This is a genomic window from Streptomyces sp. NPDC032161 (genome assembly GCF_040636995.1).
Classification (GTDB): domain Bacteria; phylum Actinomycetota; class Actinomycetes; order Streptomycetales; family Streptomycetaceae; genus Streptomyces.
On record NZ_JBEZVN010000002.1, the window covers coordinates 695,398 to 716,321 of the forward strand.

At 70.9% G+C, this 20,924-nt stretch carries 17 protein-coding genes; 10 read left to right on the top strand and 7 right to left on the bottom strand.

Going from position 1 to position 20,924, the window contains the following annotated elements; translation table 11 throughout:
• Positions 1-132 precede the first annotated feature (132 nt).
• On the top strand, positions 133-2,874 hold the full coding sequence (aceE, locus tag AB0E67_RS08855) for a pyruvate dehydrogenase (acetyl-transferring), homodimeric type (RefSeq protein WP_362022844.1): 2,742 nt from the start codon (positions 133-135) through the stop codon (positions 2,872-2,874).
• A gap of 239 nt (positions 2,875-3,113) precedes the next feature.
• Here the strand turns inward: aceE and AB0E67_RS08860 are convergent, their stop codons facing one another.
• The gene (locus AB0E67_RS08860; protein WP_362022847.1) at positions 3,114-3,506 is read right to left on the bottom strand and encodes a peptidase inhibitor family I36 protein; all 393 of its coding nucleotides are present in this window, start codon (positions 3,504-3,506) and stop codon (positions 3,114-3,116) included.
• A gap of 215 nt (positions 3,507-3,721) precedes the next feature.
• Positions 3,722-5,332: an MFS transporter gene (locus AB0E67_RS08865; protein WP_362022850.1), complete on the bottom strand. Its 1,611-nt coding sequence runs from the start codon at positions 5,330-5,332 to the stop codon at positions 3,722-3,724.
• Between the two features lie 304 nt (positions 5,333-5,636).
• Between AB0E67_RS08865 and AB0E67_RS08870 the strand changes: the two genes are divergently transcribed.
• The 5 genes from AB0E67_RS08870 (at position 5,637) to AB0E67_RS08890 (ending at position 11,321) form a co-directional block, all read left to right on the top strand.
• Positions 5,637-6,314 (top strand): TetR family transcriptional regulator, encoded by a 678-nt coding sequence (locus AB0E67_RS08870; RefSeq protein WP_362023587.1) that lies wholly within the window; start codon positions 5,637-5,639, stop codon positions 6,312-6,314.
• Between the two features lie 372 nt (positions 6,315-6,686).
• Positions 6,687-7,898: an alpha/beta hydrolase gene (locus tag AB0E67_RS08875; RefSeq protein WP_362023590.1), complete on the top strand. Its 1,212-nt coding sequence runs from the start codon at positions 6,687-6,689 to the stop codon at positions 7,896-7,898.
• Positions 7,899-7,993: 95 nt separating this feature from the next.
• A complete protein-coding gene (locus tag AB0E67_RS08880; protein ID WP_362022852.1) occupies positions 7,994-8,998 on the top strand; it encodes a DUF4429 domain-containing protein in 1,005 nt (334 codons plus the stop codon).
• Positions 8,999-9,241: 243 nt separating this feature from the next.
• Positions 9,242-10,600, top strand: coding sequence for a sensor histidine kinase (locus AB0E67_RS08885; protein ID WP_362022855.1), 1,359 nt, complete (start codon positions 9,242-9,244; stop codon positions 10,598-10,600).
• A gap of 37 nt (positions 10,601-10,637) precedes the next feature.
• Positions 10,638-11,321, top strand: a complete 684-nt coding sequence (locus tag AB0E67_RS08890) for a response regulator transcription factor (RefSeq protein WP_362022857.1) — start codon at positions 10,638-10,640, stop codon at positions 11,319-11,321.
• A 184-nt stretch (positions 11,322-11,505) separates the two neighbouring features.
• Here the strand turns inward: AB0E67_RS08890 and AB0E67_RS08895 are convergent, their stop codons facing one another.
• The 4 genes from AB0E67_RS08895 to AB0E67_RS08910 form a co-directional block, all read right to left on the bottom strand.
• Entirely contained in the window at positions 11,506-12,327 is an 822-nt protein-coding gene (locus AB0E67_RS08895; RefSeq protein WP_362022859.1) for an APH(3'') family aminoglycoside O-phosphotransferase, read from the bottom strand.
• Positions 12,328-12,423: 96 nt separating this feature from the next.
• Positions 12,424-13,062, bottom strand: a complete 639-nt coding sequence (gene ycaC / locus AB0E67_RS08900) for an isochorismate family cysteine hydrolase YcaC (protein WP_362022861.1) — start codon at positions 13,060-13,062, stop codon at positions 12,424-12,426.
• Positions 13,063-13,347: 285 nt separating this feature from the next.
• A complete protein-coding gene (locus tag AB0E67_RS08905) occupies positions 13,348-14,367 on the bottom strand; it encodes an aldo/keto reductase (RefSeq protein ID WP_362022864.1) in 1,020 nt (339 codons plus the stop codon).
• A complete protein-coding gene (locus AB0E67_RS08910) occupies positions 14,367-14,828 on the bottom strand; it encodes a MerR family transcriptional regulator (protein WP_362022867.1) in 462 nt (153 codons plus the stop codon). Before AB0E67_RS08910 ends, AB0E67_RS08905 begins: the two co-directional genes overlap by 1 nt.
• Before the next feature lie 175 nt (positions 14,829-15,003).
• Between AB0E67_RS08910 and AB0E67_RS08915 the strand changes: the two genes are divergently transcribed.
• Entirely contained in the window at positions 15,004-15,825 is an 822-nt protein-coding gene (locus AB0E67_RS08915) for a serine hydrolase domain-containing protein (protein ID WP_362022870.1), read from the top strand.
• Positions 15,826-16,031: 206 nt separating this feature from the next.
• Positions 16,032-18,950 (top strand): DUF4157 domain-containing protein, encoded by a 2,919-nt coding sequence (locus AB0E67_RS08920; RefSeq protein WP_362022873.1) that lies wholly within the window; start codon positions 16,032-16,034, stop codon positions 18,948-18,950.
• Here AB0E67_RS08920 and AB0E67_RS08925 read toward each other — a convergent pair.
• On the bottom strand, positions 18,931-19,398 hold the full coding sequence (locus AB0E67_RS08925) for an ATP-binding protein (RefSeq protein WP_362022876.1): 468 nt from the start codon (positions 19,396-19,398) through the stop codon (positions 18,931-18,933). The two genes, AB0E67_RS08920 and AB0E67_RS08925, sit on opposite strands and share 20 nt — an antisense overlap.
• An 87-nt stretch (positions 19,399-19,485) precedes the next feature.
• Here AB0E67_RS08925 and AB0E67_RS08930 point away from each other — a divergent pair, with 87 nt between their 5' ends.
• Positions 19,486-20,310 (top strand): helix-turn-helix transcriptional regulator, encoded by an 825-nt coding sequence (locus AB0E67_RS08930; protein ID WP_362022879.1) that lies wholly within the window; start codon positions 19,486-19,488, stop codon positions 20,308-20,310.
• Positions 20,294-20,560 (top strand): DUF397 domain-containing protein, encoded by a 267-nt coding sequence (locus AB0E67_RS08935; RefSeq protein WP_362022882.1) that lies wholly within the window; start codon positions 20,294-20,296, stop codon positions 20,558-20,560. The genes AB0E67_RS08930 and AB0E67_RS08935 overlap by 17 nt, the downstream gene beginning before the upstream one ends.
• Positions 20,561-20,924 lie beyond the last annotated feature (364 nt).

The window sequence follows — 20,924 nt, forward strand, 5'->3', positions numbered from 1 at the left end:
GTTACCCCTCGGTAGAGATGACGTTTGCGCCCTTGCGGTACACGATGGTGATGGCGTACTGGCACCACATCCCGGGGGCACGTTCTCCCGTGACCGGCCCCGTAGAGCAGCACCGAACAGCGAAGGAACAGCGTGGCTTCCGGATCCGATCGCAACCCGATCATCATTGGCGGCCTGCCGAGCCAGGTCCCGGACTTCGATCCCGAAGAGACCCAGGAGTGGCTCGACTCGCTCGACGCCGCCGTCGACGAGCGAGGCCGTGAGCGGGCCCGTTATCTGATGCTCCGGCTCATCGAGCGCGCGCGAGAGAAGCGTGTCGCCGTGCCGGAGATGCGCAGTACGGACTACGTGAACACGATCGCCACGAAGGACGAGCCGTTCTTCCCCGGCGACGAGGAGATCGAGCGCAAGATCCTCAACGCGACCCGCTGGAACGCGGCCGTGATGGTGTCGCGCGCCCAGCGCCCGGGCATCGGGGTCGGCGGCCACATCGCCACCTTCGCCTCCTCCGCCTCGCTCTACGACGTGGGCTTCAACCACTTCTTCCGGGGCAAGGACGACGGCCTGGGCGGCGACCAGATCTTCTTCCAGGGCCACGCGTCCCCGGGCATCTACGCCCGCGCCTTCCTGCTCGACCGACTGAACGAGGCGCAGCTCGACGCGTTCCGCCAGGAGAAGTCGAAGGCGCCCAACGGTCTGTCCAGCTACCCGCACCCGCGGCTGATGCCGGACTTCTGGGAGTTCCCGACCGTCTCGATGGGCCTCGGCCCCCTCGCCGCGATCTACCAGGCGCGGATGAACCGGTACATGGAGGCGCGCGGCATCGCCGACACCTCCCAGTCGCACGTGTGGGCGTACCTGGGCGACGGCGAGATGGACGAGCCGGAGTCGCTGGGCCAGCTCTCCCTCGCCGCCCGCGAGGGCCTGGACAACCTGACCTTCGTGGTCAACTGCAACCTGCAGCGGCTCGACGGCCCGGTGCGCGGCAACGGCAAGATCATCCAGGAGCTGGAGTCGCAGTTCCGCGGCGCCGGATGGAACGTCATCAAGCTGGTCTGGGACCGCTCCTGGGACCCGCTGCTCGCGCAGGACCGCACCGGCATCCTGGTCAACAAGCTGAACACCACGCCGGACGGGCAGTTCCAGACGTACGCCACCGAGTCCGGCGCGTACATCCGCGAGCACTTCTTCGGGGACGACCCGCGGCTGCGCGAGATGGTCAAGGACATGTCCGACGACCAGATCCTGCACCTGGGGCGCGGCGGTCACGACCACCGCAAGGTGTACGCGGCGTACGCGGCGGCCAAGGCCCACAAGGGCCAGCCGACGGTGATCCTGGCGCAGACGGTCAAGGGCTGGACGCTGGGGCCGAACTTCGAGGGCCGCAACGCCACCCACCAGATGAAGAAGCTCACGGTCGAGGACCTCAAGCGGTTCCGCGACCGGCTGCACCTCCCGATCAGCGACAAGCAGCTGGACGAGGGCTACCCGCCCTACTACCACCCGGGTCGCGACTCGGAGGAGATCCAGTACATGCACGACCGCCGCAGCAGTCTGGGCGGTTACGTCCCGACGCGTGTGGTGCGTGCGAAGCCGCTGGTCCTGCCCGAGGACAAGACGTACGCGACCGCGAAGAAGGGTTCGGGTCAGCAGTCGATCGCCTCGACCATGGCGTTCGTCCGCATCCTGAAGGACCTCATGCGGGACAAGGAGATCGGCAATCGTTTCGTGCTGATCGCGCCCGACGAGTACCGCACCTTCGGCATGGACGCCTTCTTCCCGAGCGCGAAGATCTACAACCCGCTGGGTCAGCAGTACGAGTCGGTGGACCGCGATCTGCTGCTCGCGTACAAGGAGTCGCCGCAGGGCCAGATGCTGCACGACGGCATCTCGGAGGCCGGCTGCACGGCGTCGCTGATCGCCGCCGGGTCGGCGTACGCCACGCACGGCGAGCCGCTGATCCCGGTGTACGTCTTCTACTCGATGTTCGGCTTCCAGCGCACCGGCGACCAGTTCTGGCAGATGGCCGACCAGCTCGCGCGCGGCTTCGTGCTGGGTGCGACCGCCGGTCGTACGACGCTGACCGGTGAGGGTCTCCAGCACGCCGACGGCCACTCCCAGCTGCTGGCCTCGACCAACCCGGCGTGCGTGGCGTACGACCCGGCGTTCGGCTACGAGATCGCGCACATCGTCAAGGACGGTCTGCGCCGGATGTACGGCGGGACCCCCGAGGAGAACGAGGACGTCTTCTACTACCTCACCGTCTACAACGAGCCGATCCAGCATCCGGCCGAGCCGGAGAACGTCGACGCGGAGGGCATCCTCAAGGGTGTCTACCGCTTCAAGGCCGCCGAGCGGGGCGAGATCCCGGCCCAGATCCTGGCGTCCGGCGTGGCCGTGCCGTGGGCGGTCGAGGCGCAGCGGATCCTCGCCGAGGAGTGGAACGTCCGGGCGGACGTCTGGTCGGCGACCTCCTGGAACGAGCTGCGCCGCGAGGCCGTGGAGACGGAGCGGTACAACCTGCTGCACCCGGAGGAGGAGCAGCGCGTCCCGTACGTGACGCGTAAGCTCTCCGGCTCCGAGGGACCGTTCGTGGCGGTCTCGGACTGGATGCGTTCGGTGCCGGACCAGATCGCGCGCTGGGTGCCCGGTGCGTACCAGTCGCTGGGCGCGGACGGCTTCGGCTTCGCGGACACGCGTGGTGCGGCCCGCCGGTTCTTCCACATCGACGCGCAGTCGATCGTGCTCGCGGTGCTGACCGAGCTGGCGAAGCAGGGCCGGATCGACCGGTCACTGCTGAAGCAGGCGATCGACCGGTACGACCTGCTGGACGTGACCGCGGCCGACCCGGGCGCGGCCGGCGGCGACGCGTAGGCGCGACGGAGGTCGGGCCGAGAACGACCGGGGGGCGGCGGGGACCGGACGGGTCCGCGCCGCCCCTAGTGCTGCATCGTGCCGCTGCCGCCCTTCGGGGCGCCCGGCCTCGTTGCTGCCGACGGGCAGGGCTCCAGCCGCTCGGCGCGTCCCGTGCCGCCCGGCCGCCCTCGGCATGTCCGGTGCCGCACCCGCCGCGCCGCCCCTCGGCGTGCCAGGTCGTGTCGGGTCGTGTCCGGTCAGTTCTCCCAGACCTTGAACGCCCGGACCTGGTACGGAGACCGAGGCACCCAGGTGCCGCCGCCCGGGTAGGTCTCGAACTCCCCGGTCTCGGCGCATTCCGCCGACTGGTACGTGGTGACCGGGCGGCCCGTGCGGTTGGCGAGCGCCTGGATCCTGGCACCCGCCCGCAGCGGGACGCAGCTCTCGATGTCGACGGTGGACAGCTCGTGGATCTGCCGGGCTCCGGTGAAGTCCGGTTTCTCCCAGAGGCAGAGCTGGCCGCTGTCGCAGGTCCCGAGCCGGACGGGCGCGGAGCGGGCGACGGGCCGTGAGTCCGGCGCGTGCGCGGCGGCGGCCTGCGGGATCAGGACGGCAGCGGCGAGAGCGGTGGCAAGAGCGGTCGTACGCATCGTGTGTGTCGTACGCATGAAAATCGACCCCCGTGGTCGTGCGAATCGGTTGTACGCACCCTGACCTGCGAGGCGCGCCCGGGAAAGGGGCCCCGGGGCACACCACCCGGATAGGCGACAGCCCCGCCGGAACGGTCCGACGGGGCTGTTGTACGCGGTGTGTTGACGGTGCCGGGTGGTGGGCCCGCCGACGCGTCGGGGGACGGTACGGGCGGTCAGATGTGGCCCACGCCCGCGCCCGCCTCGGCGTTCTGACCTCGCTTGGCGAGCGTGGCGACCAGCGCGGCGGCCACGGCGACGACGCCGGCGACCGTGAATGCCGTGCTCATGCCCGACACGAACGTGTCATGGGCGACGTCGGTGATCTTCTGCGCGATCTCCGGCGGCATGTTTCCGGACACCGGCGGGATGCCGACCTCGACGGCCGCGGACGCCTGGTCCAGCTGCTGCGGGCTGAGCGGCGGAAGCTGTGCGGCCTTCCAGTTGTCACCCAGGTTGGAGTCGACCTGGGAGGCCATGACCGCGCCCAGCACCGCCGTACCGAGGCTGCCGCCGACCTGCATGGCGGACTGCTGGAGACCACCGGCGACGCCGGACAGCTCCATCGGGGCGTTGCCCACGATGACCTCGGTGGCGCCCACCATCACCGGGGCGAGGCCGAGACCGAGCAGACCGAACCAGATCGACATGGTCAGGGTGCCGGTGCCGACCTCCAGGCGGGACATCCCGAACATGGCGACCGCCGTGCACACCATGCCGCCGACCAGCGGAACCCGCGGGCCGAACTTGGTGATCATCGCGCCCGCGACCGGAGAGGCGACGATCATCATGCCGGTCAGCGGCAGCAGGTGCAGACCGCTGTCGACGGGGCTCAGACCGTGCACGTTCTGGAGGTAGAACGTGACGAAGAACAGCCCGCCCATGAAGGCGAAGGCCATCAGCACCATCAGGACCGTGCCCGCGGACAGCGGAAGCGACCGGAACATCGCCAGCGGGATCAGCGGCTCCCTGACGTTCTTCTGGGAGATGGTGAAGACCACGAACAGAGCCACGGCACCGCCCAGGAAGCCGAGGGTCTTGTAGTCGCCCCAGCCCCACTCGGCGCCCTTGATGAGCGCCCAGATCAGGCAGAACATCGCCTGCGAGAGCAGCACGATGCCGCCGATGTCGAACGAGCGCGGGGCGTTCTCGGCGCGGTGGTCCTTGAGGATCACCAGGCCCAGCAGGAGCGCTATCACCCCGACCGGCACGTTGATGAAGAAGACGGACTGCCAGTTGACGTGCTCGACGAGCACGCCGCCGAGGATCGGACCGCCCGCGGTCGAGGCGCCGATCACCATGCCCCAGATGCCGATCGCCATGTTCAGCTTCTCGGCCGGGAAGGTGGCGCGCAGCAGACCGAGCGCGGCGGGCATCAGCAGGGCACCGAAGAGGCCCTGGAGCACCCGGAACACGATCACCAGGGCGACGCTGTCGGAGAGTCCGATAGCTCCCGATGCCGCGGCGAAGCCCACGACGCCGATCAGGAAGGTCTGGCGGTGACCGAACCGGTCACCGAGCTTGCCCGCGGTGATCAGGGACACCGCGAGGGCCAGCATGTAGCCGTTGGTGATCCACTGGACGTCGGCGAGCGAGGCTTTCAGGTCGTGCTGGATGGCCGGGTTGGCGATCGCGACGATCGTGCCGTCGAGCGCGACCATCATCACGCCGATGGCCACGGAGAAGAGCGTCAGCCAGGGGTGGCCGCGCAGCCCCTTGGCAGGTGCGGGTGCGGCGGTGTTCCGCGGCTCCCGCGACGCTTTTTCGACGGTGGTCTGACTAGTCATGCCGGGGACATTAGTGTCAGCTTCTGACAGTTGACAAACCATTTCACTAGTCGGTAACTGTCACGTAGCTCACAGGTAGGCTGAGCTGGCCAAAAGCAGGAGAAAGAGGACCACTTCAGTGACCGAGGGGCAGCGGGCGGCGCGCCCTGCCGAGCCGCGCGAGAGTCCGGCGCACGGGCCGCGCGAGCACCCGGCCGGGCGAAGCGGGACACCGGCCGGGCGGGAGCGGACTCAGGCCGGGCGGGAGCGGACTCAAGAAGGACAGGAGCGGACTCCGGAAGGACGGGGCGAGCGCCCGGCGGGGCTGCGCGAACGGAAGAAGCGCCGCACCCGGGACGCCCTGCTGCACGCCGCACTCGACCTCTTCACCACGCAGGGGTACGAGCAGACGACCGTCGACGAGATCGTCGATGCCGTGGAGGTCTCCCAGCGCACCTTCTTCCGGTACTTCGCCAGCAAGGAGGAGGTCGCCTTCGCCATCCAGGAGATGGTGGAGTCCCACTTCCTCTCGGAGCTGCGCCGGCGGCCCGCTTCGGAGGCACCGTTCGAGGCCATACGGCGCGCGGTCCTCTGCGCCTGGAACAGCCTCGGCGACACGATCGAGGCCATCATCACGGTCGAACTCCACATGCGCACGTACCGGATGATCGAGTCGACACCGTCGCTGCTCGCGGCCCACCTGCGGCGCAGCATCGATCTGGAGAACCAGATAGCGCTGCTGATCGCCGAGCGCGAGGGCCTCGACGTGGAGAAGGACCCTCGGCCCAGGGTGGCCGTCGCGGCGTTCTGCGGGGTCATACGAGTGACCGGCCAGCTCTGGGGCCGGGGACGGGACGCCAGCGTGGACTCGCTGCGCGTGCTGACGGAGCGGTACCTGGACCAGCTCGGTCCGGCGTTGGCGGGGAACTGGCGATCGGGTACGGGCGCGGGCACGCGCACGGGGGCAGAGGCGGGAACCGATACCGGCCCCACGTCCGGCTGACGGCACGTCCGTACGGGGTCCGGGCCCCGGCCCCGCTCCCGTCGACACCATGAGCCCCCGCCCGCTGTCCTGAGCCCTGATGTCCCGAGCCCTGACGGGCCGACGTCCTGACGGGCCGACGTCCTGGCGCGCCGACGTCCTGGCGCGCCGATGTGCCGTACGTCTCGGCGCACCGCATGACCGACTTCACAACGGCCCCGCCCCGGCGGTCACGTGCGACGCTCCGGATCCGCTTCCCGGGCCCCTCGCGCACCTGAGCGTGTGCGCCGCACCAACACAGCGTGAGGCGGGCGCACTTGAATTCCCGACAGTCGGGTGATGTGTGTCACCCTCTACGCGGGTGCCGTGGCGCTTCTCCTAATGTGGGCCGGAGTGACTTCCTTCGACTCCTCTCCCACCCTCGCCGCCTGGCGTGCGCTGCTCGCCGTCGCGGTGGTGTTCGTGATGCTGGCGACCACGGGCTGGACCGCCGTGCGCCACCAGAGCCCCGACGAGCCCCGCGCGGCCGCGCTCGCCGCCTGGGCTCGGGGCCGCCTCGCGGGACACCGCCTGCCGGACGCCGACGCACCGCCGCACCGCGTGGCCCGGTTCTTCGCCGCGCTCACGGCCGAGCAGCGCACCGCTCTCGCCGACAGGTACCCGCTGGTCGTGGGCAATCTGAACGGCGTCCCGGTCACCCTGCGCTACCACGCCAACCGGCGGGCCCTGACCGAGGCGCGAGCGGTCGAGGGCAAGCGCGTGCACGACGTCCGGCTCTCCCCCGACGGCCGGGCCGAGGCGCTCCGCCGGACGGACCGCTTCCGGTCGATGCTCGCGGGTGGCCGGCACATCCTCGCCTTCGACCCGTCCGGGAAGGGGCGTGCGGCGGAGGTCTTCGGCGACCTCGACCGGGCCGAGCGGATCTCCGTGGTCGTCCCCGGGGTCGACACCAACCTGCTGACGCTGGAACGGTCCGCGCCCAAGGTGAACGCCGCCCCGGTCGGCATGGCGAAGTCGCTGTACGCGGCGGAGCGCGCCGCCCGCCCCGGCACCCGTACCGCCGTCATCGCCTGGGCCGATTACACCGCGCCCGCGGGCATCGGCGTGGACGCGGCCCTGGGCAACCTCGCCGAACGCGGTGCGGTGCGTCTGAAGGCGCTGGTGGACGCGCTGCCCGGCGGGTCCCCCGTCTCGCTGTTCTGCCACAGCTACGGCTCGGTGCTGTGCGGTGTCGCGGCGCACGAACTGCCCGCCAGGGTCAAGGACATCGCCGTCGCCGGCAGCCCCGGCATGCGGGTGGAACGCGCCGCCCAGCTGCGTACCGGGGCCAGGGTGTGGGCGATGCGGGACCACGACGACTGGATCGAGGACGTGCCGAACCTGGAGTTCGGCGGGCTCGGCCACGGAGCCGACCCGGTCGAACCCTCGTTCGGCGCACGGGTCGTCGCAGCGGGCGACGCGGTCGGGCACAGCGGCTATTTCGAGCCGGGCACCAAGAGCCTGGACAACTTCGCGGCCATCGGCGTGGGCGCCTACGGCTCGGTGAGCTGCGCGGCTTCCGACCGCGCCTGCCGGGCCGGCGTCGCCCACGGCCGGGCGGCCTGACCGGGATCCCACGGGCGCATCGCACCGTATCCAGCCACATATCGGGGCTTGCTCCAGGGGGGACGTGGGGGCAAGTGCCGCATACGATGAGGCACATGGGTGATGTGCTGGCCGGAATTCATGCCACCTGGGAGTTCGACGACGACTCCGTGCTCATCCGCTTCGAACGGGGGATCCGCACACCGAAGCTCTTCCAGAGCCTGCGCGAGCGGCGTGTACCGCACGCGGCACTGTCTTCGGTGACGCTGGCCCCCGGCAAGCGGGGCACGGTGGTCCTGCGCGCGACGCCGCGACCGGGCGCCGACCCGCTGCTGGAGGCCGCCGCCGGGCAGCTGAAGGACAGCCACGACCCGTACCGGCTGGTGCTCCCCGCCGAGCGCGAGACGCTGGCCGAGTACTACGCGGACGCGCTGCGCGCCCTGCTCGGCCCGGACGCCTCGGAGCCCGCCGACCGGTTCATGGTCGCGGCCCCCGAGGCACCGATGCAGTTCAAGGCGTACGACGGCCGGGCCGGTTTCGACGGCGAGCGGGTCTCCTTCCGCTGGTTCTGGACGGGTGCCTCCACGGCGAAGTGGAAGGCCGGAGACCAGACGTTCCCGGTGACGGAGCTGAGCGGCGTCGAGTGGCGTTCGCCGGATGCCATCGACGGGTACCTGCGGTTGCTGCCGCGGGGGTCGAAGGGCGCGGTCGCGGTGCCCGGCCCCGCCCTGGGCACCCCCATGGACGCGGTCGCGGCCTCGGGCGCGGGTGCGGGTGCGGACGCCGAGCCGGTGGCCGGTCCGTGTACGGCGTCCGGCGGCGCCCTGCCGACGGCCGCCACCCGTCCCGCCCGCGCCGATCAGGACCCGGCCGCGGTGGTGTTCGGCCTCGGCTACGGCCCGGTGCACGAGTCGCTGCCGTTCGCCGCGGCGGTACTGGAGTCGGTACGCCGGACGCAGCCCGCGCACCCGGCCCCGGACCCCGTCCTGGTCGGCGTGGGCCGACGCGACCCGGCGGACATCGCGGAGCGGATCCGCCATCTCGGGGAGCTGCATCAGGCGGGTCTGGTGACGGACGACGAGTTCAGCGCGAAGAAGGCCCAACTGCTCGCGGAGCTCTAGTGCCGTGACCAGCAAGGTTCGCCCGGAAGGAGCGCCGTCCGGCACTTTCCCGAGCTCTCAGCTTCGTTCGATCGGGAGAGACCCCGTTGCTCGCGGCGACCCGCGCTTCGTGCGTCCCGCTCTCGGTGCATCCCGTTCTCCGTGCACCCCGCCCGTCATACCCTCGTACGAGATGGGGTGGCGGCGGATCGAAACCCCGGTATGACGCCATCGGGCGGGTCCGCTGCCTACGCTGATGCGGCCATGACCACTCCCCCGTCGCACGTCGAATCCGAAGCGCGACACGGCCTGTCCGAGGCCCCGCGCGTCCCCTCCGAAGCACCGCCCACCGTCGACGGCCTGGTGAGTACCGTGCGCCGCAATCTGCGGCGGCTCGCCCATGACCTCACCCACCCGTCCCACCTCCCGGCGCCCCTCCTGGCGAAGGCACCCAGGCGTTGGCAGCGGCTGCTGCCCCACGCGGTCGTCGTTCTCCTCTTCGCGACCTTCTTCTCGACCACGATCAGCGTGCTGAGCAACCAGTACGGGGTGGACGCCGGGATCTGGGGGTTCCTGGCCGTCGCCCAGGCGGCGCCGCTCCTGATGCTGGCGCACCGGCCGTTGCAGGCATGGTGGATCATCCTTCCCGCCGACATCCTGGGGGCGCTGATCCTGCTCCGGGAGCCGCCCGCCTCGTTCGACGTCTGGCCGTGGCCTCCACCCACCCTGCTCGGCCATCTCTTCCTGCTGCTGGCGGTGGCCCTGCGCGAACCCCTGCGCACCGTGGCCTCGGTCTGGTCGGTGACGTCGGTGGCGGGCCTGGTGCTGCATCTGATCGCCCCGGCGCGCGACAACGGCAGCACGGTGCTGCTGTCGATCCTCGGCGCGGTGTTCGCGGTGCTCGGCGCGGTGATTCGGGAACGGGGCGTCGCGCGGCAGCGGCTGGTCGAGCAGGAGAGCATCAGCGAGGCGGAACGGGCACGGCGGACCCTGCTGGAGGAACGCGCCCGGATCGCCCGCGAACTGCACGACGTGGTCGCGCACCACATGTCCGTGATCACGGTCCAGGCCGATTCCGCGCCCTACCGCATCCAGGGGCTGTCCGAGGAGGCGCGCGAGGAGTTCGGCGCGATCGCGGCGAGCGCACGGGAGTCGCTGACGGAGATGCGACGGCTGCTGGCGGTGCTGCGCAGTGACGGCACGGACGGCGAGCGGGCGCCGCAGCCGGGGCTCGACCGGGTGCAGCAGCTGGTCGAGGCGACGGTACGGGCAGGGCTTCCGGCCGAACTCTCATTGGCCGCCGACCTGCCGGAGCTGCCGCAGGCGGTGGATCTGTCGGCGTACCGGATCGTGCAGGAGGCCCTGGCCAATGTCGTGCGGCACGCGCCCGGCGCGCGGACCCGGGTGTCGGTCACGTCCGACGGCGGGCACCTGACCGTACTGGTGGTCAACGGCCCTGCGGGGCAGGCGGGTTCACCGCTGGAGACCAACGGCACCGGGCACGGGCTGGTCGGCATGCGCGAACGCGTACGGTTGACCGGCGGCTCGCTGGACACCGGTCCGCTGCCCGACGGCGGTTACCGGGTAGCCGCCCGCCTGCCCCTGAAGCACTCGGTGAGCTGACGCCCACCACGCCCCTGACGCCGCCCTCGGAGGAACCTTGACCATCCGCGTGATCATCGTCGACGACCAGGCCATGGTGCGAGCGGGGTTCGCGGCGCTGCTCGCGGCGCAGAGCGACATCGAGGTGGTCGGCGAGGCGCCGGACGGGCGCCGGGCCGTCCTCGTCAGCCGTGAGGTGCGTCCGGACGTGGTCCTGATGGACGTCCGGATGCCCGAGATGGACGGCCTGGCGGCGGCCCGCGAGCTGCTGAACCCGCCCGCGGGGGCGGAGCACCTGCCGAAGGTGCTGATGCTCACCACGTTCGACGTGGACGACTACGTGTACGAGGCGCTGCGCGCCGGGGCGTCCGGTTTCCTGTTGAAGGACGCGCCGCCCTCGGACCTGATCGCGGCGGTGCGGGTGGTGGCGTCCGGCGAGGCGCTGCTCGCGCCGTCCGTGACGCGGCGCCTGATCGCGGACTTCGCCCGGCAGGGCCCCTCCGGCGCGACCCGGAGCGGACAGGCACTGCGGCTGAAGGGGCTGACCCCGCGCGAGACGGAGGTGCTGGAGCTGATCGCGCGGGGGCTGTCCAACCAGGAGATCGCGGCACGGCTGGTGCTGGCCGAGCAGACGGTCAAGACCCACATCGGGCGCGTCCTGGCCAAGCTCGACCTGCGGGACCGCGCACAGGCGGTGATCTTCGCGTACGAGGCGGGGCTGGTGGTACCGGGCGAGGCATGAGAGCCCGGGTCCGGCGCGCCCGGCCCCCGGGCTCCGGGGCGCCCGGACCGGCTCCACGGCTGCCCGGACCGGCCCCGGGGTTCCCGGTCGCTACGGGTGCGTCCCGGAATCCCTGGGTGCCGTAGCTGTCGTCGTGCGCCCGCCAGGGATTGTCGTGCGCCGGCCAGGGATTACGGGACAGCCCTCAGCCCCAGGTGAGCGGGTCGAGGTGGAGGTAGAAGCGCAGGCGGTCGGGGTCGAGGGTGATTCCGTACCGCTCGGCGAACGCCGCGTCCGCGGCCCGCGCGTCCTCCTCGTCGGCCCAGGTCTCCCGCGCGTTGGCGAGCAGCAGCGACAGGTCGGCGTAGCGGTCGGCCAGGCCGAGGCGGCCCAGGTCGATGAAGCCCGACACGTCCAGGGTCCGAGGATCGAGAACGATGTTGGGCAGGCACAGGTCCCCGTGGCAGACGACCGTGTCGGCGGCCTCCTGCTCGCGCCGCCGGTCGGTCTGCGGGACGAGGCGGTCCAGCAACTCCACTGCGGGCGTGTGCTGTTGCTCGACGGGCAGGAACTCCGGGTGCACCGCGCCACGGGCCACCACGTCGCGTGCCCGGGCGATCATCGCGTCCAGGTCCCGGCGGAACGGGCACCGCCGTGCGGGCATCGCGTGCAGCGCGCGGACCGCGTCCGCGATGCGGTCCCAGGCGGCCCGCAGCTCGGCGGCGGACAGCTGGTCGGCGGGTACGCCGGGAACGGCGCTGGTCACCAGGCAGGCGCCCGCGTCGCCGGAGTGCCAGTCCAGCACCCGTGGCCCCGGAATTCCCTGGTCGCCCAGCCAGGCGATCCGGTCGCGCTCCGCCCCCAGGTCGGCCGCTTCGGCGGCGGCCACGCACTTGGCGTACCGGCCGCCGTCCGCGCTGCGGAAGACACCCGCTCCCGATTCTCCGGTGCCGACGGGAAGCCAGTCTTCCTCGCCGCCGCCCGGCCTCTTCGGCAACAGGCTTCGCGGGCCGGGGGCTTCGCTCATGTCGGCCACCCTATGCGGCGCCCCGGCCCGCCGGGCGCGGACCCGCCCCCGGATCCCTCCGCCCTCGCCCCAGGGCTGTCCCGTTGGTCGGATCCCTCAGCCCTTGCCCCCTGTCGCCGCGTAACTGGCCATGAGATTGCGGTAGTTCGGAATGTGCTCGGCGAGCAGCTTGCCCAGGCCCTCGGTGTCGCGCCGCCAGTCGCGCTGGAGCTCGCAGACGACGCTGAACCAGTTCGTCAGCTGGGCTCCCGCGTTCGCCATGCGGATCAGGGAAGCGTCGCGCACCTGCTCGGTGAAGGTCCCGGAGGCATCGGTCACCACGAAGACCTCGTAACCGGCTTCGAGCGCGGAGAGGACGGGGAAGGCCACGCAGACGTCCGTGACGACGCCGGAGACGATCAGCTGGCGGCGCCCGGTCTGCTCGACCGCCCGGACGAAGTCCTCGTTGTCCCAGGCGTTGATGTTTCCCGGCCGGGGGATGAACGCGGCGTCGGGCAGGATCTCGTGCAGCTCCGCGACCAGCGGGCCGTTGGGGCCGTCCTCGAAGCTCGTGGTCAGCACCGACGGCAGGTCGAAGTACTTGGCGCAGTCCGCGAGCGCGAGGACGTTGTTCTTGAACTGGTCCGGCCCGAAGTCCTGGACGAGGGAGATCAGGCCGGTCTGGTGGTCGATGAAGAGGGCGGCGGCATCGTCGATGGAGAGCCGCTTGTAGGTGGAGCCGTTCTGGGCCGACATGGGGGCATTCAACTCCTGGGGAGGTGGCCGTGCCGCACGACGGCACCGCGCGGCACGGCCACTCACGGTTCGAGGAGCCCGGTCCGGATCGGATCTGTCCCGGGCGCCTGGCGGTCTCGCTCGACGACCAGTAGAGGTCGCCGGTCGGCCCCCTGCAACCGGAGGACCAGCGCTCTCCGCCCCCGCCTGCGCCCACCGGGGCAGGCACCCGCGATCCGCCGTCCCACCTGGGTAAACGCCCCCGGAGCCACCCCGGACGACCGCCCCGAAGCCTCGCCGGACCGGCTACCGCTCGCGGGCCGTGGCCGTGTTGCTCATGTCCGGGTAGCGGTCGCCCGCCACCTGTCCGGCGATCGGTTCGAGCAACGCCAGTTCCTGGTCCGTCAGCGTGATCCGGGTGGCGGCCACGTTCTCCAGCAGACGGCTGCTCCTGCGGGTGCCGGGGATCGGGACGACGGTCAGGCCGTGCACCTGGGCACGCTGCTGCACCCAGGCGAGGGCGATCTGCGCGGGCGTGGCCCCGTGCACCTGGGCGATCTCGCGCACGGGCGCCAGCAGCGCGGCGTTCGCCTTCGCGTTGTTGCCGGTGAAGCGCGGCTGGTACCGGCGGAAGTCGCCGTCCGGCAGGTCCTTGGCCGCGTCCGTGAACGCCCCGGTGAGGAACCCGCGGCCGAGCGGCGAGTACGGCACGAGGGCCACCCCCAGCTCGACGGCGGCGGGCACGGCGCTGCGCTCCGCGTCCCGGCTGAACAGCGACCACTCCGACTGGAGTGCGGCGATCGGGTGCACCGCGTGCGCCTCGCGCAGCTCGGGCCCGGTCACCTCGCTCAGACCGAGGTGCTTGACCTTGCCCTGCCGGACCAGTTCCGCCATCGCTCCGACGGACTCGGCCAGTGGAACGAGGGGATCGCGGCGGTGCATGTAGTAGAGGTCGATGACGTCGGTGCCGAGCCTGCGCAGGCTGTTCTCGACGGCCTGCCGGATGTACACGGGGTCGTTGCGCACGCCCCGGTAGTTCGGGTCGTCGTCCCTCCGCTCGATGGCGAACTTCGTGGCGAGGGTGATCTCGTCCCGGTGCGCCGCGACGAACGGGGCCAGGAACTCCTCGTTGGCGCCGCTCCCGTAGATGTCGGCGGTGTCGAACAGCGTGACGCCCGCCCCCAGCGCCGTCTCCAGCGTCTCACGCGCTGCGACCAGGTCGGTGTCCCCGTAGAACTCACTCATCCCCATGCAGCCGAGTCCCTGCACGCCGACCCGCGGGCCGCCGTTGCCGAGCTCCACCGTGGCGATCTTGTCGTCAGTCATCAGGCACAGGGCCTTTCCGGCGCCCGTCGGGCACCCGCGTAGAAATCGATCTTGTGGTCGAGGACCGCGAGCGTGTCCTGGAGCTCCGCGATCCGCGCCTCCACGTCGCGGCGGGTCGCTTCCAGCAGCTCCTGCCGTTCCTCGAAGGTGTGCTCGCCCTCGCGCAGCAGCTCCGCGTACCGGACCATGTCGGCGACCGGCATCCCGGTCAGTCGCAGCTTGCCGACGAACGCCAGCCAGTCCAGGTCCCGGTTGGTGAACCGGCGCTGCCCGGTGTGCGACCGGTCGACGTGCGTCATCAGCCCGATCCGCTCGTACCAGCGCAGGGTGTGGGCGGTGAGCCCGGTGAAGGCGGCGACCTCGCCGATGGTGTAGCGGTCCTGCCCGTCGGGGCGCGGGTAGGCCTTGGGAGCCGACGCGCAGGCGTCCGTCCTCGTGGAAGTGGTCTCCATCACCGTCATGCCCTCCACGCTAAAACCCTGGAGTGCACTCGAAGCAAGCGCGGACGGGGACGGGTTGCGGCGGCGGTGCGGGCCTGCTCCGGGCCGCCGCGGCCTCCTCCCCGCGTCCCTCGCCGGCACCGGGGACCCACGGTCCCGCGGAGGGTCCGAACGCCTGCCCATTACGCTCGTAGGCATGCAGAGCCTGGCGATGATCGACAACTGGCCCGTCCCCACCGCGGCGGCTGCCGTCGTACGAGCGGACGGCACCGTCGTCGGTGCGCACGGCCCGACCGCGCGCCGCTTCCCGCTCGCCTCGGTCACCAAGCCGATCGCGGCGTACGCGGCGCTCGTGGCGTACGAGGAGGGCGCGGTCGAGCTGGACGAACCGGCCGGGCCCGAGGGGTCGACCGTACGGCACCTGCTCGCGCACACCAGCGGGCTCGCGTTCGACGAGCACCGGACCATGGCCGCGCCCGGCACCCGCCGGCTCTACTCCAACGCGGGCTTCGAGGTGCTGGGCGACCACATAGCCAAGGCCGCCGACATCCCGTTCCCGGACTACGTGCGCGAGGCGGTGCTGGAGCCGCTGGGGATGACGTCGACGACGGTGGGCGGCTCACCCGCGAAGGACGGCGTCTCGACCGTCGACGATCTCGTACGGTTCGCGGCGGAGCTCCAGGCGCCCCGGCTGCTCGACCCGCGCACGGTGCTGGACGCGCAGACCGTGCAGCACCCCGGCCTGAAGGGCGTACTGCCGGGTTACGGGCACCAAAACCCCAACGACTGGGGGCTCGGCTTCGAGATCCGGGCCCACAAGTCGCCGCACTGGACGGGTGGTTCGTCCTCGCCCGCGACCTTCGGGCACTTCGGTCAGTCCGGCACCTTCCTGTGGGTCGACCCGGTCGCGGGCGTGGCGTGCGTCGCCCTCACCGACCGGGCCTTCGGCCCGTGGGCGGTGGACGTGTGGCCGGCGTTCACGGACGCGGTGCTCGCGGAGCTGCGTGCCGGTCGCTGAGGGTCGGGCGGTCTCCGGTGGCGGCGGTCAGCCGGGCCTGCCCCCGCTCGACCCGCCGGGGACCGCGCGCCTCCTGCTCGGCCGGGTTGACGACGACCGTCCCCGCAGCAGGTGGCTGAAACGGCTCATCGGCAAGTCGGATCGCGGAGCACCGGAATAGTCGTGAACAGCTCCCGCTCGTCGATCAGATGACCGACTATCGGTCCATGCGCACACACGATCGACAGGGTGACGCCGCCCGTCCCGCCCGCACGACCACTGCCCCGGTACCGGCGACCGGTCCCGCAGTCGCCACCGCACCGGTCACGGCCGCCCCGTTCGCCGCGTACGGTGACGTACACGGTGTTGCCCACCCGGACTTACCCGGCCCGCCGACCGCCCTCCCGCTCCACGTGCTGCAACGTTCCCTCGGAAACGCCGCCGTGGCGCAGATGCTGGAGGTGCGGCGCCGTGCCCGGGAGGGAGCGGCCGGGGAACAGGAGCCCGCCGCGGTGCAGCGCTCATCGGTGCCGGACGTGCTGCGCTCGCCCGGGAAGCCGCTGGCCGGGGCGGTCCGCGCGGACATGGAGGCGCGGCTGGGCGCCGACTTCTCGGACGTACGGCTGCACACCGGCGCCGCCGCACAACGCTCCGCGGCGGAGGTCGGCGCCCGCGCGTACACCTCCGGCAGCCATGTCGTCCTCGGTGCCGGAGGCGCCGACCGGCACACCCTGGCCCATGAGCTGACCCATGTGATCCAGCAGCGCCAGGGGCCGGTCCTGGGCACCGACAACGGCTCCGGGCTCAGCGTCTCCGACCCGTCGGACCGCTTCGAGCGCGCCGCGGAGGCCAATGCCCGACGGGTCCTGTCCGGCCCCGCCCCCGCCGTGGAGACGGCCCCCGAGGAGACGGCTCACGTACAGACGGCGCCCGTGCAGACGGCGCCCGTGCAGCGGGTACCTGCCCGGCCGCACGCCCACGGGCAGGTCGCCGTGCAGCGCGCCGAGGGCGGCGAAGCCCTCTTCGACCACGCGCAGTACTACGCGAAGGCCGGATGGCAGGACTCGGCCGAGGAGTTCGAGAAGCGGCTCGGCGCGTACGCCTTCCGTGACGGTCGGGCGCTCGCCGCCGCCCGGGCGACCGTGGCACGGCTCAAGAAGCTGCTCATCGCCTACGCCCGCACGGCGCACAAGTCCACGGCCCTGGCCAACAAGTCGTTCTTCCTCAGCGACAAGACCAGTGGCGGCCAGGTGGGCGAGAGCATGACCACCGACCAGATCAACGCCTTCTTCTCCCATGACGGCAACGTCCGTGAGCTGATGACGGCCCTGTACAACGCCGCGTACTACAACACGACGGCCCCGGACGGGGGCGCGAGCAAGCTGTCGCTCAAGGAGATCCTGAACGGCATCATCGGGCCCACTCCGCAACTGGCGTCCACGCTCGGCATGAACGAGGAGGAGCTGAAGAAGCACTCGGCGTTCCTCAACAGCCCGACCCGGGCCCTGATGGAGGCGGCGGCGAACGTCAAGGGCAAGGGCTACAACTACGCCAAGGACCCGTACGCGTTGGGCAACATCCTGGCGCAGTCGGAGTCGGAGACCTTCGCCGGCGACACCCTGGAAATGATCAACAGCCAGGCTCCCCGGCAGAAGCGCGACGACGCCGACCGGGACGCCCACCGCAAGACCCCCCGCGACTACGAGGACCGGGGCGCACCGCTCAGCACCCGCGAGCTGGAGTTCGCGGGCAAGCCGGGACCGGACGACAAACTCCCCTGGATCGAGGGCACCGCCTACTACGAGATCAACCAGGCGTCGAGTTGGGCCAAGTCGAGCGCCGCGCGCGGCATCCCGGTCGTCGCGGGCATGTCGGGCACCACGACCCGGATGATCAAGACCTTCCAGTGGATGGATGTGCCCGGGGTGGACGCCTTCGACTACCGGATGGCCGTGATGGGCTGGATGCTGCCGTCCTGGGACCACTCGCTCTACGAGATCCTGCGCGGTTCCTGGGCGGCCGGGGTCAAGGGCCCCAAGGAGTCGGTGCTGCGGGCCGAGAAGGGCGCCGCGCTGATGTACCAGAACATCGCGCCGTTCACGGAGGAGGAGCTGCGCCAGCACGTGTGCGTCGGCGGACACTTCCCGCACGAGCTGATGTACGTCACCGAGGCCGGCAAGCCCCGGGAGGTGGACCCGGCGGCCGGCGGCTTCATGGAACCGGGCGTGAACGCGGCCCGGGACGCCCAGCAGAAGTACCGGACCTTCGACGAGGCCGACACCCACCCCGATCCGCGCATCGACCAGTGGAAGCTGGACAACGGCGTCACCTCCGTCAAGGACGTCACCAAGACGTTCAAGCCCGCCCACGCCACGGCCCTGATGACGTACACCGGCGGGGCGCACGCGATGATCAACGCGGCGGTGCGCAGCCGGCTGCTGCCCGAGGGGTACGCGCCCTACGGCACCGCCGGGCTGCTCGCGTCCGGCGCCGAGTCGTTCTCCCTCGCGCAGATCAAGAGCAAGCTGCGGTGGGCCGTCACGGATCCGGACGAGAACGTGCCGACGGTCACCGAGGACCCGGTGATCGCGCCGCAGCTCGCGGCGGCGCAGGGCACGGACGCGGCTGCCAAGAAGGCGGCGATGGCCGTCATCGACGCGCGGATCGATGTCATCGCGCCGCCGCTCTTCGAGGAGTTGAAGGCGCACGCCGACATGACGATGGAGGCCCTGAACCGGCTGCCGCCCGTCACCGGCACGGTCTACCGGGGCGACTGGAACATCGGCGGCGACGGAGCGGTCACCCAGCTCGGCAAGTACGCGGCGGTCAACTACCGTCCGGGAACCATCTTCACGACCTCCTTCGACAGCACCAGCAGGGAGGCGGACGTGGGGATGGACTTCATGCGCGACCAGCGGGTGGACGGTGCGGCGCGCCACCGGATCTTCCTCGAACTGACCCTCACCGGCAAGTACGGCCGCGACATCGACCCGTTCCATCAGTACCAGGGATCCGAGGCCGAGGTCCTGCTCATGCCGGGCGCGCGCTTCAAGGTCACCAGCAGCGAGTGGAAGCACGACCCCGGCCACCAGAGGGACCGGGGCGGCAGCGACTGGTACGAGCACGTCAAGGCGACGGAGGTGTGAGCACCGAAGCGGTCGCCTTCGCCGCACGCACGGAAAGGCACTCGAACCAGACCGTCTTCCCCGCGCCGTCGCGGCGCGATTCCGCGCCCCAGCGGTCGGTGACGGCGTCGACGAGGACCATCCCCCGCCCGTCCTCGGCAAGCGCCTCACCGACCGTCACGCACGGCAGTTCGGCGCAGCCGTCCGCGACCTCGACGCGCACGCCCCCGGCCGGGAGCAGGAAGAAGAACGTCTGGCAGCGGCGGCCGGGCACATGCCGTACGACGTTGGCGATCAGCTCGGTGAGCGCCAACTCCGCCGCGTCGGCCACATCGAGGAACCCCCAGTTGGTGAGGTACAGACGCAGGATGTGGCGCAGATGCCGGGCCGAGTGCTCGCTCATCGCGAACTCGGCACGGTAGGTCGGCTCCAGCGGGTCCCCGGTTCGGGGGTCAGTTGCGTGATTCACATCACCAGAGTGCAGTGGCGTGACTACGGTCGGCCACGTACCGAAACGAACGCCGCGAGGCGTTGAACGCCGGAGGTGCCGCTCGCCGTGGCGAACATCCAGAAACTCGACCCCTGCGCTTCCCCGTTGGACTACTACGGCTCGGAGTTGCGCCGCCTGAGAGAGGCCAACAACCTCAAGCAGGGACAGCTCGGCGACATCATCTTCTGTACGGGGTCGCTGATCGGCCAGATCGAGACGACGAAGAAGGTCCCCACCCGCGACTTCTCGGAGCGGGTGGACGCGGCCCTCGGCACGGACGGGGTGTTCTCCCGGCTGATCGGGCTGGTCCTGCGCAGCCAACTGCCCACCTGGTTCCAGCCGTACGCCGAGATGGAGTCGTGTGCCGCGTACATCTCCACCTACCAGGCGCAGTTGGTGTACGGGCTGTTGCAGACGGGCGACTACGCGCGGGCCGTCCTGGCCACCGGCATGCCGAACGACCTCGACAACCAGGTGGCGGCCCGACTGGAGCGCCAACGCATCCTGGAGCGTGAACGGCCGCCGCTCACCTGGGCCGTGCTCGACGAGGCCGTACTGCACCGGCCGATAGGAGGTCGTGAGGTGATGCGGAGGCAACTCCATCGGTTGTTGGAATTCAGCAGCCACCGCTGGATGCGGATTCAGGTGCTTCCCTTCGCGGCCGGTGAACACGCAAGCCTCGCTGGTTCGTTCACCACGATGCGGTTCGACGACAATCCCGACATCGTCTACACGGAGGACGTCATCTCCGGTCATATGACCGCCAGCCCGGACACCATCAGGGAGGCCGCGCTCCGTTACGCTCACTTGCAGGCCGCAGCCCTCTCCGTCGAGGATTCGGCGGCCCTGATCACCCGTGTGATGGAGGAGCGTTATGCAGACCCGGCCTGATCTGAAGAACGCGCGGTGGCGCAAGTCCAGCTACAGCGGAAACACCGGTGGCGAATGCGTCGAGTGCACCGTCGTGGGCGGCGCGTCCTGGCGCAAGTCCAGCTACAGCGGCACGAGCGGTGGTGACTGCGTGGAGGTGGCCGACGGCCTCCCCTGCGCCGTGCCCGTCCGCGACAGCAAGAACCCCGACGGCCCCGTCCTCACCATCGGGGCTGCTGCCTGGCAGCGCTTCGTCGACGGACTCCGCTGACCGCGTCGCAAGCGCTGGACGGAAGGGGGCTCGGGTGATCAATGGTCACCCGAGCCCCTTTTCTCGCAAGGGCAGTGAGTGCGTGAGCCTTTCCATCTTGATCACGTGGCGAGTTCGAGGGCGACGACGGCACGGACGACGACGGTGATCCGGGTGGTGCTGCAGGGCGCGGCCGGACAGATCGACACCGGACGGGAGGGCAAGCACGCGAAAGCTCCTGACTGACTGGTGATCTTGGTCGTGAACCGTCTACCAGGAGCTTTCTTGATGCCCGCTGCGGGGGCTCCAGTCCAACCACCCGTCAGCGTGGAAACAGATCAATGTTCGCCCGGCCGCGGCCATTACCAGGGGGCGCACCATGACA